The organism is Allomuricauda sp. ANG21 (assembly GCF_040705235.1).
Lineage (GTDB): Bacteria > Bacteroidota > Bacteroidia > Flavobacteriales > Flavobacteriaceae > Flagellimonas > Flagellimonas marina.
Window position 1 is genome coordinate 462,872 of record NZ_JBFCVT010000001.1, and the last position, 18,618, is coordinate 481,489.

Consider the following 18,618-nt stretch of genomic DNA (forward strand, 5'->3'; position numbering starts at 1 on the left):
CGTATCCATTCGTTATTGTTAAAATTCGGTCTACTCCAAAAATTGAGGCCAAGGTCAACGCCTCACCTTCTTCTCCCACTCCCAAGCGGACATCATGGCTTCGTCCAGGGTAGATTCCGCTTTCCAGCCCAGAACTCTATTGGCCTTCGTGGTATCAGCATACGCTTGTACAACATCACCTTCCCTTCTACCGACTACTTTATAGTTCAATTTTTGACCAGAAACACGTTCAAAACTTTGGATAACCTCCATAACTGAGCTACCGGTTCCCGTTCCTAGGTTAAAGACCTCATAATTTCCATCATTCTCACCATTGAGCAGACGCTGCAATGCCTTAACGTGGGCTTTGGCCAAATCCACTACATGGATATAATCCCGAATACAGGTTCCGTCTGCGGTAGGGTAATCATCACCAAAAACAGATAATTGGTCACGCAACCCAATGCCTGCCTGGGTGATAAAAGGCACCAGATTCTGGGGAACACCCAACGGAAGTTCTCCTATTTCGCCACTGGAATGGGCTCCTATCGGATTGAAATATCGCAGGGCAATGGCCTTTACATTTGGGGTTACTTTACACGTATCCCGAATAATTTCCTCACCCACTTGTTTTGTGTTTCCGTAAGGTGATTCAGCAGGCTTCACAGGTGCATTTTCGGTAATGGGGAGTTCATCGGCCTGGCCGTAGACGGTGCATGACGAACTGAATATAAAATTGGCATTTTCTTTTTTTGTCAACTCTTGAAGCAGGTATACCAGCACCCCAAGATTGTTCTCATAGTAAAGAAGCGGTTTTTCCACACTTTCCCCAACGGCTTTTGAGGCCGCAAAATGGATGACACCAGCAACATCACTGTGCTTTTGGAAAAACGCTTCGACTTTGGGTTTATCCCGTAAATCAAATTCTTCAAAAATGGGTCTTTTTCCTGTTATGTTTTCAATGCCATCCAAGACATCAATGGATGCGTTGGAGAGATTGTCCACCACAACCACTTCAAAACCTTTATTTTGTAATTCAACAACGGTATGGGAACCGATAAAACCCAAACCACCAGTTACGAGTATTTTCATTCTTATTTGTTTACAAAATCAATGACCAAATTGGCAATAAATTGAATCTGTTCATCATCCAACTCCGTGTGCATGGGTAGGGAAATCACCTCTTCCACCAATTGATTGGTAACTGGAAAATCCTCTTCATTGTAACGCTCGTCCGTATATGCCTTTTGTTTGTGCAAAGGAACGGGATAATATACTCCACAAGGAACGTTGTTATCTTGTAAATGTTGCACCAACCCATCCCGTTTGCCATTGGTTATCTTAAGGGTATATTGGTGAAAAACATGACAATCGCAGGAGGCCTTTCCACCTTCACAGACGCAGGTAATTTTAGGCGCCACAATATGGGCTTGCCCTTCAAAAGCCTTACTATATTTTGCTGCTGACTCCCAACGCTTCTTGTTGTACATATCCAATTTGGGGAGTTTTGCCCGTAAAACAGCAGCCTGAATAGAATCTAAACGTGAATTCACACCGACCACATCATGATAGTATCTTTTGTACATCCCATGGTTTACCATACCACGAATGGTATGGGCCAAATCATCATCATTGGTGAAAATAGCCCCGCCATCACCATAACAGCCCAAATTCTTTGATGGAAAAAATGAGGTTGATGCTACGTGACCAATGGTTCCTGCCTTTTGTTTCTTGCCATCCACAGAGGTATAGGTGGCACCTATAGCCTGGGCATTGTCCTCAATGACATAGAGGTTGTGCTTTTCGGCCAGTTCCATAATGGCATCCATATTGGCGCATTGCCCAAACAAGTGAATCGGAACAATAGCCTTGGTCTTTGGGGTTATCGCCTTTTCAATGGCCTTTATGTCTATATTAAATGTATCGGGTTCCACATCTACCAAAACCGGGGTCAAGTTCAACAACGCAATGACCTCGACCGTGGCCGCGAAGGTAAAATCAGCGGTGATCACCTCATCTCCGGGCTGTAAACCAAGCCCCATCATACAAATTTGAAGGGCATCCGTGCCATTCGCACACGGAATCACATGTTTTACACCCAAGTATTCCTCCAACTCGCTTTGAAAAGCGTGCACATGGGGACCGTTGATGAATGCTGAAGAATCCAAAATCTCTGCAATGGAGTCATTGACCTCGTTTTTTATACCTTCATATTGACCTTTTAGGTCAACCATCTGTATTTTTTTCATCCGAATTAATTATGCTGCAAAATTAAGAAATAAAGATGCCATAATGCCCTATTGCCGAAAAATGTATTTTAGCGAAATATGATGTTGCTGCGTTTTGTCTACACGATTCTGATAAAGCTATCTTGGTATGGCTTACATGTGATTGCCTTATTCAACCCCAAGATAAACCTGTTTGTCTCGGGCAGAAAAAAAACCTTTTCCGAGCTGAAAACCAAACTTCCCTCGGGCAGCAAATCCATTTGGATGCACGTGGCCTCGTTGGGTGAATTTGAACAGGGACTTCCCATTCTTGAACGTTTAAAATCTGCCTATCCCGAGCACAAAATCGTACTAACGTTTTTTTCTCCATCAGGATATGAAGTGAAGAAAAATACATCCGCTGCCGATGTGGTAGTATACCTCCCCATGGACACACTATCCAACGTAGCACATTTCTTGGAAACCATTAACCCCAAATTGGCCATCTTCATCAAATACGAAATATGGCCCAACTACCTTAACCGCTTAAAGCAAAGAAACATCCCCACCCTACTGGTATCTGGTCGTTTTTCCAAAAAACAGATTTATTTTAAACCATTTGGCGGTTTTATGCGTAACAGTTTGCAAGCCTTTTCCCATTTCTTCGTACAGGATGAAGGCTCAAAAACACTGTTGGAATCTATTGGTCTTAAAAACAGTACCGTTAGTGGCGATACACGTTTTGATCGGGTTTCTGAAATTTTGAAGCAGGACAACCATCTGGATTTCATGTCGAAATTTAAAGAAGATCGTTTCTGCTTGGTGGCCGGCAGCACTTGGCCGGAAGACGAGGAAATCTTGATTAATTTCATCAACGATGCCCCAGACTCCATCAAATTTGTCTTGGCCCCACATCAAATAAAACAGACTCATATTGAGAATATCACCAAAGCCTTAACAAAAAAAACAGTCTGCTATACCCAATTGAAGGGTGAAGATGTATCTCTTTTTAGTGTCCTTATTATTGATACTATTGGGCTTTTGACCAAGATTTATAGCTATGCCGATGTTGCTTATGTTGGCGGGGGCTTTGCCACTGGATTGCACAATACCTTGGAGCCTGCAGTGTTTGGTGTACCGGTCATCATCGGACCCCATTTTGAAGGGTTTAAAGAGGCGGAAGACCTTGTGGCTCAAAAGGGTATCCTTCCCATCCACAACCAAGAAAGCTTTACCAGCATTATGAACGGCTTTTTGGCCAACCCAACATCCATAGCAAAAACTGGGAAAATCAACTCAGATTACATTGCCAATAATTTAGGAGCTACTTCATTGGTGATGGACCACATCAAAAAAATTCTCTAAATTTTAGTTAGCTTTAGCAAAATTGAGCCAACATGGACAAACGTATTTTTAGAATTTCTGTGACCGCTGCCTTAGCGGGTTTTTTATTTGGTTTTGATACCGTGGTCATCTCTGGGGCCAACCAACCCATTAAGGAAATTTGGGGCACCAATTGGTTTTTGGGGGATTCCATTTTCACCTTCCACGGAATTTTTATCATGTCCATGGCGCTTTGGGGCACTGTTTTGGGTTCACTTTTGGGTGGAATTCCCACTGATCGCCTGGGAAGAAAAAAGACCCTTTTCTGGATTGGAGTGCTCTATTTTGCATCAGCGGTAGGCTCAGCATTGGCACCAGAGGCCTATAGCTTTTCATTTTTCAGGTTTATTGGCGGGGTTGGTGTTGGCGCTTCGTCCGTAGCCGCTCCTGTGTACATTTCAGAAATATCCACAGCCGAAAACCGAGGCAAGTTAACCGCTATGTACCAGTTCAATATTGTCTTTGGAATTTTAATTGCTTTTATTTCCAACTATTTAATAGGGGTCGTCTTTGATGAGAGCGTAGCTTGGCGATGGATGTTGGGCATTGAAGGCCTACCCGCTTTGATCTATACCATATTGGTCTTCAAAATTCCGAATAGTCCAAGATGGCTTTTAATGAAAAACAGGGAAGAATCAGTGGTCATTCGTTCATTGACCCTATTGGGAATTGATACCGAACAGGCAACGGTGCATCTCACCAAAATAAAAATTGCCCTGCAGGATACTACTGAAAAACACAAGGCCAACCTTTTTTCGGGCAAGTACAACAAAGCCTTGATACTGGCCTTTTTGATTGCATTTTTCAACCAGCTTTCCGGAATTAATTTTGTACTCTACTACGCCCCTGAAATTTTGGAGCGTGCCGGATTGGCCACGGGAGAATCGCTTTTCAGCTCTATTTCCATTGGTATCATCAACCTAATTTTCACATTTGTTGGTATTTCCGTGATTGACAAATTAGGCCGAAAACAATTGATGTACATCGGCTCCATTGGCTATATTATTAGTTTGGCCATGGTAGGTTGGTGTTTTTATTCAGGAGCAAGTTCGGTGCTGTTGCTTATTTTCATTTTGGTATTTATAGCCTCCCATGCCGTTGGACAAGGAGCGGTGATTTGGGTATTCATTTCAGAAATCTTCCCCAATAAAGTTAGGTCTTACGGCCAATCGTGGGGTACGGGAACCCATTGGGTATTTGCGGCATTGATCACTTTATTGACCCCTACTTTTTTAGATTCAGAAATAGGAATCTTCAAGGACAATCCATGGCCTATTTTTATCTTTTTTGCCTTTATGATGGTTCTACAATTGCTTTGGGTCACTTTTATGATGCCCGAAACCAAAGGGATAAGTTTGGAAGAACTGGGCAAAATGTTGAGCAGTAAAAAAGGAAAGTCAAGTTAATTCCACCGCTACTCTAAAAATTCAACCTTTAATCGAATAACCCATTGGGTGTTAGGGGCAATAACTGAATAATTCCGTACATTGGAGTAAATTACACTATTATGTCTGATGAAATTTCTTTTGGGAATAAACTTATGGTTGGGTTTTTGCGAATAATGGTCTTTGTCTTGATCGTTATTCTAATTGCGATACCCGTTTGTATTTTATTGGATTTTCTAGGTGTGTTGGAAGCGCTAGGACTGTCATCTTAATAAAAGATGATTTCCTGTTCCCCCATTTTGTCCGTAATCAATTTAATGTAGGTGTCAATTGTCTTATCCACCTTAACCGTTTCAGCGACATCTAGGTCTCCCCGCCAAATCAGTTCCATTTCCTTACCATCACAAATGCAATAGAGCGAAGTCTCCACGTGATAGATATTGAAAGAATCGTAGGCCTCAGGGTCATTGTAAATATCTTGATGTTCCAAATAGTCTGCACTGAACCGCTTGAACATTCTATCAATATTGTGTACCTTTTCTTTTAGGGTCCTTTTGTTTTCAACCCCCAACACCTTGGTAAACAAAATAGCATCAAAATCCTTATCCAATAATTGCTGCTCCACTTGGGCAATTTCTTCTTCAGACCTTTGCGCCGATGTAAACTCAACATCAAAAACATCAATACTGCGCATAGCTTCAATCTTTTTTTCTACCAACTTGTCGACCAACTTGGTCTCAAACTCCATGCGAATATTCTCATCCTGTGCCAACCCCACCACCAGAACCTTGTGGGCATCAAAAAGCACGATATCCGGGTTTTTCCAGGTACTCACAAACTTTGTGGAGGAGCAACCTAGAAGGAGCAAAATGCCCCATGTAAGTATTCTTGATTTCATAAGGGTGAATTTAAGGATTCAATAGCTAGGGATAACGAAAAAACCATGGAAATGTACCCTTTTGCCATCCTGCCCATTACTAGATTTTGCTTTTCATCTCAAAGTTAGAGTAGCCAAGCCATCTAAAACATGACACAAGTCAGGTTTATATCTTCTATATCATTTTAAAAATCTCCCTATTTAAGTACCTCTTAGCTTATTTTTTGAAATCAGAATGGTTATATTTAAAAAACAACAACAGAACACAACTTTGACTATGGACATTGTAATAGGTGTTGATATTGGCGGTACCAAAACCAAGATAGGACTGGTGGACCAAAACGGTGAATGTCTTGAGCAGACTTTTTTTAGAACAAAAGATTTTCCAAATCTGAACGACTATTTAGACCAGATCAAGAAAATGTCAGATGGGCTTATACAAAAGTTAGGAAAAGAGGTAAACGTTTTGGGATGTGGTATTGGTGCCCCCAACGCATCCAGCAAGAATGGAACCATAGAAAATGCCAGTAATCTGGTCTGGAAAGAAAGCGTACCCATTATTAAAAAACTAAAGGAACGGATGCCCATGCCCATGCGTATTATGAACGATGCCAGTGCCGCGGCTTTGGGTGAAATGCTCTTTGGAGGTGCCAAAAACATGACCGATTTTATCGTAATTACCTTGGGAACGGGTTTTGGAGCCGGTATTGTAGCCAATGGCAAATTAATTGACGGATATGATGGTTTTGCCGGCGAACTGGGCCATGTAGACATGACTTTGGGAGATGGCAGGCTTACCGGACTTGGGGTACGGGGTGGATTGGAGGCTTATGTATCGGCCACTGGCCTTAAACGCACCATATTGTACATGTTGAGCAAATATATGGTCGATAGTAGGTTCAGGGATGTCTCGTACAACGACCTACACGGGGAGGATATTACCAAGGCTGCCGAAGAGGGCGATGAGATTGCCTTAAAGGCTTTTGATTATACTGCAAGAATCATGGGTTTGGCCTTGGCCAACTTTACGGCTTTCACCCAACCAGAGGCGTTTATTTTAATGGGCGGACTCACCAATAGCGGAAAGTGGATTATGGAGCCTTTGGAACGCTATTTCAACGCCAACCTTTTAGAAGTCTATAAGGGCAAAGTAAAATTGATGTATTCTGAAATGGAAGGTAAAACAGCTGCCATCTGTGGTGCCGCTGCATTAATTTGGGAAAATCAAAAAGAGCATGGAATTACGTCTTCCAGCCTTGGTCAATAAAACCACTTTCCTGCAATTTTCTATATTCAAACGTTGTGAAGTACCCCTTGTTTTCAAAAAAAATCCTTTTTAAACTGGATTAAACTGATTTTGCATACCAAAATAAATATTGAGCGACTACGCGTTACTCTGGTAAAATCACTTCCAGGTCCATTCAATCTACACAAAGTTGACACCCGTCTGGTCAAAACTATGGAACTATCCAAGACCAAGAGACACAGCTGACAATTATCATGTTTTATTCTGGGCCCACTACCTAATTTTGGTCTCATAATATTATGGTATGAGCTATGTGTGGATTAGTACAAAAATATAATGTGCCAGGCCCTAGGTACACCAGTTATCCAACGGTTCCGTATTGGGATTTGGAAAATTTTTCGGGCAAGTCCTGGAAATCGACAGTATTGAAGACGTTTCAGGCAAATCCCAAAGAAGGGATAAGCCTGTATATACATTTGCCCTTTTGTGAAAGTATGTGCACCTTTTGTGGATGCCACAAACGCATCACCAAGAGACATGATCTGGAGGCTCCGTACATCAACAGTGTTCTCAAGGAATGGAAGTTATATGTTGATTTATTGGGCACTAAGCCAGTTATTAAAGAACTCCATTTAGGTGGGGGAACGCCAACCTTTTTCTCACCAGAACATTTACAGTTATTGATAGAGGGAATTCTACTTCACGGCAAAAAGGCAGAGGATGCACAATTCAGTTTTGAAGGACATCCGAACAATACGACCAAAGCACATCTACAGGCCCTTTTTGATGTAGGGTTCAGAAGGGTCTGTTTTGGTGTGCAAGACTACAACATGACCGTACAACGGGCCATAAATCGAATTCAGCCCTTTGAAAATGCGAAAAACGTTACGGAATGGGCCAAAGAAATTGGTTATACTTCTGTTGGGCACGACATCATCTACGGACTGCCTTTTCAAGATTGTTGCCATGTGGAGGAAACCCTTAAAAAGACCAATGCCTTGCGCCCAGACCGAATTGCTTTTTACAGTTACGCCCATGTTCCTTGGCTAAAGGGTAATGGACAGCGAGGTTATAAAGAAGCTGATTTGCCTTCCTCAGTGGAGAAAAAAGCTCAGTATGAAATGGGAAAAAGAATGCTTAGGGATTATGGATACAACGATGTGGGCATGGACCATTTTGCCCTTCCCACTGATGACCTGTATATAGCATTGACCCGTGGAACCCTGCACAGAAACTTTATGGGGTATACCGCATCGAAGACTCAATTAATGATTGGCTTGGGAGTATCGAGTATAAGCGATAGTTGGTATGGGTTTGCCCAAAATGTAAAAAGTCTGGAGGAGTACGAACATTTGGTATCGGATGGAGTTATTCCTATTTTTAGGGGACACATACTTAATGAAGAGGATGAAATCATAAGAAGGCATATTCTTAACTTAATGTGCCGATTTCAAACCACTTGGAAAAAGAGAGAAGCCCAAGTCGTCGATTTTCAGGCTATCATCCAAAACCTATCCGAAATGAAATCAGATGGCTTAGTAGAAATTGATGGGAATCAGATTTACGTAACTGAAAAAGGCAGGCCTTTTGTGAGAAACATCAGCATGGCCTTTGACTTGAAACTACTCCGGAAGAAACCGGAAACCCGAATATTTTCCATGACCGTTTAACCTAAAAAAACAAGCAAATGAAAAGTATAATTGTACCGGTAGATTTTTCAGAACAATCTGAAAACGCACTAAAAGTAGCTGCAGGCTTGGCCAAAGAAAACAAAGCCGAGTTGTTGGTGCTCCATATGCTGGAACTTTCACCAGCAATAATGAGCGATTCCGGCTATGTATCCCAAGAACAAGTTGTGCATTTGATCAAAATCGGTGAAAAACGCTTTGCCGACTTTTTGGACAAACCCTATTTAAAAGATATCAAAATCGTTCCAGTTATAAAACACTACAAAGTGTTCAGTGAGGTAAACGAAGTGGCCGAAAAGCACAACGCCGACCTCGTAGTGATGGGTTCCCATGGCACTGATGGACTCCAAGAAATCTTTATTGGGTCCAATACTGAAAGGGTTGTCCGTAACTCTGATGTCCCTGTGTTGGTCATAAAGGGTGGAATAGACAAGTTTAATCCTAAAAACTTCGTGTTTGCCTGTGATTTTTCAGAGGAAAACATTCCTGCGCTTAAAAAAGCCATAGAAATGGCCGAACTGCTCAAGGCCAAATTGCAATTGATATATGTGAACACGCCTGGAGATGAGTTTTTGAGCACAGAAGATACCTACACGAAAGTTTCCAAATTCCTGGATGTTGCCCATCTGGGACTGGTAGTTGAAATTTATAATGACTATACCGTTGAAAAAGGTGTACTCAACTACTGTGACAAAGTATCTGCTGACCTTGTCGGTATACCCACACACGGAAGAAAAGGTTTGTCCCATTTCTTTATGGGCAGTATAGGCGAGGATATTGCCAACCATTCCAACATTCCGGTAATGACCTTTAAAATTTAATGGGTTGCATTTTTTTTGATTGGTTTCGTGCAACTCAAAAAAGGGGAAGTAGAACATACTACTTCCCCTTTTTAGTTTATCGTAACAACCAAGAGAATCCTCGGAATTGATGAATATCCTTCCTGAAATTATTTTTCACAAATCAACGATTGGTCATTGTTATTGTTTACATTTTAAACTGATTTAAGGTTGATGGCATTCAATGGTGGCTGTCACTGAGTCCGAAGGCATAGGCTTGGGCGACACATAGGGAATACCCAATCCCAACCCACGTACAATGAACAAAATACCAATGAGCACCACAAATACGGGAATCAGTTTCTGAATTTTAAATTTGATGGAATTACTGAACATTCCTTTCGAAAAGGCCGCTAATGACATTAAGGGTATGGTCCCCATTCCAAAGAGCATCATGTAAAATCCGCCTTGCAAGGGAGTGCCCAGTGCAATTGCTCCCAACAAGGCCATATATACCAATCCACAGGGTAAAAATCCGTTCAAAAAGCCAATCGTCAAGAAAGCGTCAGCTGTCTTTTTTTTGAGTTCTCCCCCTAATTTGGATTTCACCTTTCCCAGAATGGAATAAATAGGTTTCAAAAAACGATGTCCGTTCAAATGTTTTGCGGGAATCAAAACCAAAACAATCATGACCACACCGATTACAATGGACAACTTTTGCTGCATCCCAAAAAGGGAAAGTCCTTTTCCCAAGAAGCCAAACAGTACCCCAATGATGCCATAGGCTAATAATCGACCTGCATGATAGATAAAAAGTTGGCCTGTTTTTTTTAAAGTGTTTCCATGGTCCAAAGGCAGCATAAATGCAATGGGACCACACATGCCCAAGCAGTGCAGACTTCCCAATAACCCAAGAACCAAAGCGGACGTCATCATAATCTAGTATACCAATTTTTCTTTGTGGAAAAAGGACTTACCTTCATATTGCCATTTTACAGTAATGTCCCAGCGACCGCCCACCAAGCGATTGTCAGGTATGAGCAAATGTGTTTTGGACAAACTTATAGGAAAGTCAGTATCCAAATGCTTGTTGGACGGTCTATAAAGGGACACTATACCCGTAATTTTTTCTGGCTCAAAACGCTCCGGGAAACTAATGGTCAATCCCTTTTCGGATTTTTCCACTTTTAAGTTTGCGTTGAATTCATTTGCGGTTTTGGAAGCATCAATATCTTGCTGATAGGTCAACTCCTTTTTGTAATACTCCTCGGTCACCAAATCATGGTTGGCCCTATCATCAGTACTCATTCTATACACAAAGTATAGGATGAAGGTGATGAAACCTATAAACGCCAACACGATTCCTGTTCCCCAATTTATTTTCATTTTTTATTGTTTTAAGTGTAATTAGTCAATAATTCTTTTCATCCTATTTTACTGCTGTCTCTTACCTCTTGTCCAATATCTAATTATAACTTCTCGGTGCCAAAAACTGTGTTGCCGTTGTTTCTATGAGCTTGTCACCACTGTACACCCCAATCTTCAATTTATCCTTGTCGCCTGTCAACGCTGAACTGTTTATCTCTATGAATAAAGTTCCCTCCATCAGTTCCTCAGCACGAACCGTAAATTGATCTTGTGATACCATTTTGATTTCCCCCTTGTGCGACATCAGCTTAAAGGACACATTCTCGATATCCTTGGTCGTCTTGTTCACCAATTTATAAGTGTAAACGTTACTGATGATATTGTTTTCTTTTCGTTCATACAATTGCCCGGGCAATCGTAAAATATTGGCCTCCACTTCATTTCTAAGGAACAACATTCCTATTAATATTCCGGTCAACACCGCAAGTACCGCTGTGTATCCCTTCATTCGGGGTGTAAACTTGAACTTTTCCTTTTTGGTAATTTCCGCCTCACTTGCATAGCGAATCAACCCTCTGGGTTTATCAATGCTATCCATGATGTGATCGCACTCATCAATGCAAGCAGTACAGTTCACACATTCCAACTGGGTTCCATTACGGATGTCAATTCCGGTTGGACAGACATTCACACACTGAAAACAATCAATACAATCGCCAAAGCCCAAGGCTTCCCTATCTTCATTCTTCCTGAACTTTTTACGGCCATTTTCCGCTTCTCCCCGTTTATGGTCGTAGGCCACAACGATGGATTTTTCATCCAGCAACACACCTTGTAATCTTCCATAAGGGCAGGCAATGATGCAGACCTGCTCCCGAAACCAGGCAAAGATGAAATAAAACACCGCGGTAAAAATCAGTAGGGGTACCATGGTTCCCAAGTGTGCCATAGGTCCATCGGTAACGTATTGAATCAACTTATCGCTCCCGATCAAATAGGCCAAGAACACATTGGCAATCAAAAAGGAGATGATAAAAAAGATGATCCACTTGGTTACCCGTTTTCGAATCTTCTCGCCGTTCCAAGGTGCTTTTTTCAAACGCATTTGGGCGCCACGATCACCATCAATCCAATATTCTATCCTTCGGAACACCATTTCCAAAAAGATGGTCTGCGGACATATCCATCCGCAAAAAATACGGCCGTAGGCTACGGTAAACAAAGCAACAAAGATGACCCCAATGATCATAGAAATGACCACAAGATGAAAATCCTGGGGCCAAAAAGGAAGTGCAAAGATGTTGAAACGACGTTCCAGCACATTGAACATTAAAAATTGATGCCCATTGATTTTTATAAAGGGAGCCGCAACCAAAAACAGTAACAGCGCGTAGCTCACATATTTTCGATAGTCGTAATATCTACCACTGGGCTTCTTTGGAAAAATCCAATTTCGCTTTCCTTCTTGTGTAATCGTGCCTATGGAATCCCTAAAATTCTCTTCCATCTAAATTAAATCATCATTTCATACGCTACCATAGACGACCCCAAAAGGGCTAATTCATGGTTACTTCCGTTGAATCTGAAACCTGCTCCGCAGGCGGGGTTTCCAATTCGGTTTGCTCTGGCTCATCCGGTGCATCGGGGTCTACCCAAATTTCACCTTCTGGTGCCTTTGGATTAGCGGGAGTGGTTCCTCCCAATGAAATCACGTAACTGGAAACTTGCGCAATTTCAGCGGGTTTAAAGTTCTGTTTCCAAGCGACCATACCCTTACCAGCTCTGCCTCCTTCGGAAATGGTGCTGAAAACATTTTTAATGCCTCCACCCAAAATCCAGTATTCATCGGTTAGGTTTGGGCCAATGCCGCCGCCGCCATCAGCCATGTGACAAACCACACAGTTGGCCGCAAAAATCTTCTCCCCTGCAGCCAAGTCGGCCGGGTCTGACAAATATTCAACCGTGCTGGCATCCACCAAATCTTTGGCTGTTCTTTTATACTCCTCAATGGCTGTCTGAGCTGCGGCCACTTCCTGTTCGTATTCCTGTTCTTGGTCATAGTCACCAATAACATGGAAACGCACCAGATATACCACCGAAAATATAATCGTGGCATAGAAAAGGTATACCCACCAAGGCGGAAGAACATTGTCCAACTCACGAATACCATCGTAATTATGGTCCATAATGATTTCCTCCTCTCGCTCAATGGGTTTCGTTCTTGTTAGGCGCTTCATAAGGTTTTTGGCCCAAGTCCATTCGAATTTCTTGTTTTTGGCTTTTAAATACTTTTCCTTGCCTTCTTCAGTCAATGTTTGGAACATGATATTCTCAATGGAACCCAAAATGAGTTCTATGGCAATAAGAATCATCAACACCAACAGCATAAAAAACTGGGTAATGGGGTATTCTATAATGGCCGGTTTATCACCAGAATCCACAAAGTATTCCATTAATCCGAAGATTAAGAAAAACAGTACGGGTACGCGTATCCACCAAGGTGTTTTTGTGCTCATAATATTATAGTTTGTGGTGTTGATCGTTGTCCAATGGTAATTCGCCCATTTCTTTTATATGTGCTTTTGATGCAGTAAAAACCCACCAAAAAAGAAGCACGAAGAATATGAAGAAAATCATCAAGGAAATCATGGGGTAGTTGGCCACGCCTTCAATGGTCTCCATATGGTTTTTTACAAATTTCAACATGGTTGTATTAGATTATAGAGTCAAGAATGAAGACATTAGACTTTAAAGTCATTTAATTTTGGTCCTGCTTATTGACTCTTGATTCATGATTTCTTTTTACTCTTTATTTTCTGATAACAGTTCACCTGTTTCCTTAATCTTTATATCTGTACCCAACCGCTGTAGGTAGGCAATCAATGATACAATCTCACGATCGCGCATTTCTACAAATTCCAATCCGTTTTCTTCCGCATATTTCTTGTCAGCTTCATACGTTTTTACAAACTCGGGGTCGGTATACAGATTCTCTTCTATCTGCTGAGCCTGTTCTGCCATGGACTGTGTTGCATTGGCAATGTCCTCATCAGAATACGGCACGCCCAATTTTACCATGGCCCGCATTTTAGCCTGAACCCCGCTACGATCATGCTCGTTTCGAACCAACCATTGATAGGCTGGCATAATGGAACCTGCCGAGGTACTTTGAGGGTCATACATATGGTTTAAGTGCCAATTGTCTGAATATTTACCTCCAACCCGAAGCAAGTCAGGGCCAGTACGTTTACTACCCCATAGAAACGGGTGATCGTAGACAAACTCTCCTGCCTTGGCGTATTCACCATAGCGCTCTACTTCACTTCGGAATGGTCTGATCATTTGCGAGTGACATCCCACACAACCTTCACGGATATACAAGTCCCTACCTTCCAATTCAAGTGGTGTATACGGTTTTACACTGGTGATGGTTGGGATGTTAGATTTCACCAAAATGGTTGGAACAATTTGAACAATACCTCCAATAAGGATGGCAATAGTGGCCAAAATGGTCAATTGTACCGGTTTTCTCTCCAACCAGTTATGGAAAGTTTCTCCTGCCACCCGTCTTTTGGCTACCCTTGCCAAAGCTGGGGCTTCTGCCAATTCATCTTCCACTTTGCTTCCTGAACGAATGGTCATCACAATATTGTAAAGTAGCACGAACATGCCCAGAATGTACAAACTGCCTCCAATCGCCCGCATCCAGTACATAGGAATGATTTGGGTCACTGTTTCCAAGAAGTTGCCATATACCAAGGTTCCATCTGGGTTGAATTCCTTCCACATTAAGGCTTGGGTAAACCCGGCGACGTACATGGGAAGCGCGTAGAGCACAATACCCAAAGTACCAATCCAAAAATGGAAGTTGGCCAATCCTTTTGAATATAGATTGGTTTTGAACATTCTTGGTACCAACCAATAGACCATACCAAATGTTAGGAAACCGTTCCATGCCAAAGCACCTACGTGCACGTGGGCAATGATCCAGTCACTAAAATGGGCAATGGCGTTTACGTTTTTCAAAGAAAGCATGGGTCCTTCAAATGTGGCCATACCGTAACCAGTGATAGCAACTACCATGAATTTTAAGGTAGCATCGGTACGGACTTTGTCCCAAACACCCCTAAGCGTTAATAATCCATTGATCATACCGCCCCAAGACGGTGCTATCAACATAATGGAGAAAACCACACCTAGATTTTGTGCCCAATCAGGTAACGAAGAATATAATAAGTGGTGGGGTCCAGCCCAGATATAAATAAAAATCAATGACCAAAAGTGCACAATGGACAATCGATAAGAATAAATAGGTCTGTTGGCAGCTTTGGGCACAAAATAGTACATCAATCCCAAGAATGGTGTGGTCAAGAAAAACGCCACGGCATTGTGGCCATACCACCACTGTACCAAGGCATCTTGTACCCCTGCATAAACCGAGTAACTTTTTAAAGCTGTTACTGGAAGCTCCAAGCTATTAAAAATATGCAGTACCGCTACGGTAACAAAGGTGGCCAAATAGAACCAAACAGCCACGTAGAGGTGCCGCTGCCTACGTTTTAAAATGGTTCCGATCATGTTCCAACCAAAGACTACCCAAACCACTGCAATGGCCAAGTCTATGGGCCACTCCAATTCAGCATATTCTTTGGATGTAGTGTACCCCAACGGCAAGGTAATGGCCGCAGCCACAATGATCAACTGCCATCCCCAGAAATTGATGTTACTAAGCACATCGCTGAACATCCGGGCCTTTAGCAATCGCTGAAGAGAATAATACACCCCGGCAAAAATGGCGTTACCCACAAAGGCAAAGATGACCGCATTGGTATGTAAGGGTCGCAAGCGACCAAAACTTAACCATGAAATGCCATCCGTAATATTGGGGAATAAAAACATAAAGGCCAGCAAAAGGCCAACCGACATACCTACAATACCCCAGAGCATGGTGGCGTATAGGAACTTTTGAACGATTTTGTTATCGTAGTGGAACTGTTGAATTTCCATATTTATTGGTTTGTACTTTTCGTTTGTTTGATTCTTTTAGTACTCTTTTCCGGTGTATCGGCCTTGTCAACCAATTCATCATCAAAAAGCATTCTAACTGAAGGAGTATAGGTGTCGTCGTACTGTCCACTTTTGACCGATAGGACAAAGACAGCAAAAAAGACTAAGGCCACCGATATACTTATGGCCAATAACACATAAATGACACTCATACCTGTTTGAATTTCGGGGTAAATCTACTGTGGTGATCTGGTGAAAAAAATGACATATATCAGCTTTCTAATTATTTTAATCGTTTTCCTAAAAAATTGGTACAAAGCGTTGTAAACACCACAATACTAATGGAACTCAAGGGCATCAAAATGGCTGCAATGACGGGCTGCAACTGACCGGTTACAGCAAAATAGAGTCCCACGAGGTTGTAGCACAATGAAAAAAGGAAACTCATTTTTATGATTTTCATGGACTTTTGAGACAGTTCCAAGAAAGTGGGCAGCTTGGTAAAGTTGGATGCATCCAGTATACCATCACAGGCCGGGGAAAAGACGTTCACATTTTCCGAAACAGCCACCCCCACATCGCTCTGCGCCAAGGCGCCGGCATCGTTCAATCCATCACCCACCATAAGCACGTTATGGTTCTTCTGTAACTCTTGAATGTGTTCTAACTTATCCTCTGGCTTTTGGTTGAAGAGCATCCGGGTATTGCTTGGGAATATGCCCTGCAATTGTGCCCTTTCCCCATCGTTATCGCCAGAAAGGATGCCCAATTCCATTTTATTGCCCAATTGATCAAATACCTCTTTCAACCCATCCCGATAGTTGTTCTTGAACACAAAACGGCCTTTTATATCTTCATCCGAGCTTACATAGACCTCGGTATTCGTTAAAGAGCTGGATGTTTTACTGCCCACATAGGCTGCAGAACCTACTTTTATGGAATGTTGTTTCGCTCTTCCCTCAATGCCCTTTCCGGTATGTTCTTGGAATTCATCCAGCGTCATGATGGCATTGGACTTTAAAATGTCATACAAGGAACGACTCAACGGATGGTTCGAGGCCCTTAGGGTAGTTTTCAGCAAAGCTGTTTCAGTATCGGTCAATTCCATACCTTCATAAAAGATGGCATCCTTCTGATTGGTGGTCAAGGTTCCGGTTTTATCAAAAATAGCGGCATCAATTTTGGACAATCGCTCCAGAACATTGGTGTTTTTGAGGTAGAATTTGTACTTTCCAAAGATGCGGACCATATTTCCCAGCGTAAATGGGGCAGCCAACGCTATGGCACAAGGACAAGCAATGATCAAAACCGCCGTAAAGACGTTCAAGGCCAAGCTAGGGTCATGAAAAAGCCAGAAAATCGCTGCCAAAAAGGCAATACTCAACACGGCTATGGTAAACCGTTTGCCTATGCTATCCGTAATGGTTTGAAATTGACTTGCCTTATCTTTTGTGAAAACGGAATTCCCCCATAATTGCGTTAGATAGCTTTGGGAAACGGATTTTAACACCTCAACCTCTAAAACTCCAGACAATTGTTTGCCGCCTGCAAAAAGTTTATCGCCCGGTTCTTTAAAAATGGCTTGGGCTTCCCCGGTGACAAAACTGTAGTCCACTTCAGCGGTGCCCTTTACCAACACACAATCCACGGGAATGATCTCTTGGTTCCTGACCAGGATTCTATCGCCTTTCTCAATTTTGTAAATCTGTACGTTCTCTTCCTTCCCACCGTGGTTCAGTCTGGTTACAGCAATGGGAAAATAGGATTTGTAGTCCCTCTCAAACGAGAGATAGGCATAGGTTTTTTGCTGAAAGAATTTCCCCAACAACAAGAAAAACACCAATCCGGTTAGGCTGTCAAAAAAGCTAGAACCCAAATCAAAGGCAATATCAACAGTACTTCGCATAAAAAGCGTGAGCACTCCCAAGGCTATGGGCACATCAATATTCAATAATTTGGACCGCAATCCTTTGTAGGCAGATATAAAATAATCTTGCGCCGCATACAAGACCACGGGCAGGGAAAAGACAAACATCAACCATCGAAAGACCTGCTTATATTGGTCCAACCAAAATTCTTCCACCTCAAAATATTCGGGGAATGAAAGCAACATAACGTTTCCAAAAGCGAATCCCGCCACGCCCAATTTATAGATCAGGGAGCGATCCAACTTCTTTTCCTGCTTGGCATAACTATCCAACGAAATGTTAGGTTCATATCCAATGCTCCCCAAGAGCAGCACCAGGGCTTTTAGTGAAAAACCATCTGTTTTGTAGGTAGCGCGAATGGTCTTTTTGGGAAAATCAACTTGGGAAGCTACAATGGATGGATGGAGCTGATTTAAATTTTCCAACACCCAAATACAGGAACTACAATGAATGGATGGAATACTTAGGCTTACCACTTGCATCCCTTCTTCATTGAATTCCACCAGCTGTTCCACAATTTCCTGGTTGTCCAGAAAATCATATTTTTTTTGAACTTCATGGGGTGAATTCCCTGCTTTGGCCTCTATATCATAAAAGGCAGAGAGACCATTGGACGTAAAAATCTCATAAACGGACTTGCAACCGTTGCAACAAAAGTCCTTCTCATCAAACTGCACCACATTTCTTCCGCAGTCATCTCCACAATGATAACAGCTTATATTTGTCATTTACATTTGCTTTACCTTGCACAAATGTGCAATAGTCTTCTCT

At 42.1% G+C, this 18,618-nt stretch carries 16 protein-coding genes; 5 read left to right on the forward strand and 11 right to left on the reverse strand.

Annotation, left to right across the window (positions count from 1 at the left end; translation table 11 throughout):
- Window positions 1-54: 54 nt before the first annotated feature.
- Window positions 55-1,071: a UDP-glucose 4-epimerase GalE gene (gene galE / locus AB1A65_RS02190; RefSeq protein WP_366585166.1), complete on the reverse strand. Its 1,017-nt coding sequence runs from the start codon at window positions 1,069-1,071 to the stop codon at window positions 55-57.
- A gap of 2 nt (window positions 1,072-1,073) precedes the next feature.
- Window positions 1,074-2,228 carry a DegT/DnrJ/EryC1/StrS family aminotransferase gene (locus tag AB1A65_RS02195; RefSeq protein WP_366585168.1) on the reverse strand — a complete coding sequence of 385 codons (1,155 nt, stop codon included), beginning with the start codon at window positions 2,226-2,228 and terminating at the stop codon, window positions 1,074-1,076.
- Between the two features lie 78 nt (window positions 2,229-2,306).
- Here AB1A65_RS02195 and AB1A65_RS02200 point away from each other — a divergent pair, with 78 nt between their 5' ends.
- Both AB1A65_RS02200 and AB1A65_RS02205 read left to right on the forward strand, forming a co-directional pair.
- Complete coding sequence (locus AB1A65_RS02200; protein ID WP_366585170.1) at window positions 2,307-3,551, forward strand: glycosyltransferase N-terminal domain-containing protein; 1,245 nt, start codon at window positions 2,307-2,309, stop codon at window positions 3,549-3,551.
- Window positions 3,552-3,583: 32 nt separating this feature from the next.
- Window positions 3,584-4,975, forward strand: coding sequence for a sugar porter family MFS transporter (locus AB1A65_RS02205; protein ID WP_366585172.1), 1,392 nt, complete (start codon window positions 3,584-3,586; stop codon window positions 4,973-4,975).
- A 247-nt stretch (window positions 4,976-5,222) separates the two neighbouring features.
- Here AB1A65_RS02205 and AB1A65_RS02210 read toward each other — a convergent pair whose 3' ends face one another.
- Window positions 5,223-5,852 (reverse strand): hypothetical protein, encoded by a 630-nt coding sequence (locus AB1A65_RS02210; RefSeq protein WP_366585174.1) that lies wholly within the window; start codon window positions 5,850-5,852, stop codon window positions 5,223-5,225.
- A gap of 256 nt (window positions 5,853-6,108) precedes the next feature.
- Here AB1A65_RS02210 and AB1A65_RS02215 point away from each other — a divergent pair, with 256 nt between their 5' ends.
- The 3 genes from AB1A65_RS02215 (at window position 6,109) to AB1A65_RS02225 (ending at window position 9,586) form a co-directional block, all read left to right on the forward strand.
- Entirely contained in the window at window positions 6,109-7,098 is a 990-nt protein-coding gene (locus AB1A65_RS02215) for an ROK family protein (protein ID WP_366585176.1), read from the forward strand.
- 290 nt (window positions 7,099-7,388) lie between these two features.
- The gene (gene hemN, locus AB1A65_RS02220; protein ID WP_366585178.1) at window positions 7,389-8,747 is read left to right on the forward strand and encodes an oxygen-independent coproporphyrinogen III oxidase; all 1,359 of its coding nucleotides are present in this window, start codon (window positions 7,389-7,391) and stop codon (window positions 8,745-8,747) included.
- Between the two features lie 17 nt (window positions 8,748-8,764).
- The gene (locus AB1A65_RS02225; protein ID WP_366585180.1) at window positions 8,765-9,586 is read left to right on the forward strand and encodes a universal stress protein; all 822 of its coding nucleotides are present in this window, start codon (window positions 8,765-8,767) and stop codon (window positions 9,584-9,586) included.
- Between the two features lie 183 nt (window positions 9,587-9,769).
- Here the strand turns inward: AB1A65_RS02225 and AB1A65_RS02230 are convergent, their stop codons facing one another.
- The 8 genes from AB1A65_RS02230 to AB1A65_RS02265 all read right to left on the reverse strand — a co-directional run bounded on the left by AB1A65_RS02230 (window position 9,770) and on the right by AB1A65_RS02265 (window position 18,575).
- Entirely contained in the window at window positions 9,770-10,480 is a 711-nt protein-coding gene (locus tag AB1A65_RS02230) for a sulfite exporter TauE/SafE family protein (RefSeq protein ID WP_366585182.1), read from the reverse strand.
- Window positions 10,481-10,483: 3 nt separating this feature from the next.
- Window positions 10,484-10,930, reverse strand: a complete 447-nt coding sequence (locus tag AB1A65_RS02235; RefSeq protein ID WP_366585184.1) for a FixH family protein — start codon at window positions 10,928-10,930, stop codon at window positions 10,484-10,486.
- Between the two features lie 79 nt (window positions 10,931-11,009).
- Window positions 11,010-12,419 (reverse strand): cytochrome c oxidase accessory protein CcoG, encoded by a 1,410-nt coding sequence (gene ccoG / locus AB1A65_RS02240; RefSeq protein ID WP_366585186.1) that lies wholly within the window; start codon window positions 12,417-12,419, stop codon window positions 11,010-11,012.
- Window positions 12,420-12,468: 49 nt separating this feature from the next.
- Complete coding sequence (locus AB1A65_RS02245; RefSeq protein ID WP_366585188.1) at window positions 12,469-13,428, reverse strand: cbb3-type cytochrome c oxidase N-terminal domain-containing protein; 960 nt, start codon at window positions 13,426-13,428, stop codon at window positions 12,469-12,471.
- A 4-nt stretch (window positions 13,429-13,432) separates the two neighbouring features.
- Entirely contained in the window at window positions 13,433-13,618 is a 186-nt protein-coding gene (locus tag AB1A65_RS02250) for a CcoQ/FixQ family Cbb3-type cytochrome c oxidase assembly chaperone (protein ID WP_366585190.1), read from the reverse strand.
- 96 nt (window positions 13,619-13,714) lie between these two features.
- On the reverse strand, window positions 13,715-15,919 hold the full coding sequence (ccoN, locus tag AB1A65_RS02255; protein ID WP_366585192.1) for a cytochrome-c oxidase, cbb3-type subunit I: 2,205 nt from the start codon (window positions 15,917-15,919) through the stop codon (window positions 13,715-13,717).
- A gap of 2 nt (window positions 15,920-15,921) precedes the next feature.
- A complete protein-coding gene (gene ccoS / locus AB1A65_RS02260) occupies window positions 15,922-16,131 on the reverse strand; it encodes a cbb3-type cytochrome oxidase assembly protein CcoS (RefSeq protein WP_366585194.1) in 210 nt (69 codons plus the stop codon).
- A 71-nt stretch (window positions 16,132-16,202) separates the two neighbouring features.
- Window positions 16,203-18,575: a heavy metal translocating P-type ATPase metal-binding domain-containing protein gene (locus tag AB1A65_RS02265; protein ID WP_366585196.1), complete on the reverse strand. Its 2,373-nt coding sequence runs from the start codon at window positions 18,573-18,575 to the stop codon at window positions 16,203-16,205.
- Window positions 18,576-18,618: the final 43 nt, after the last annotated feature.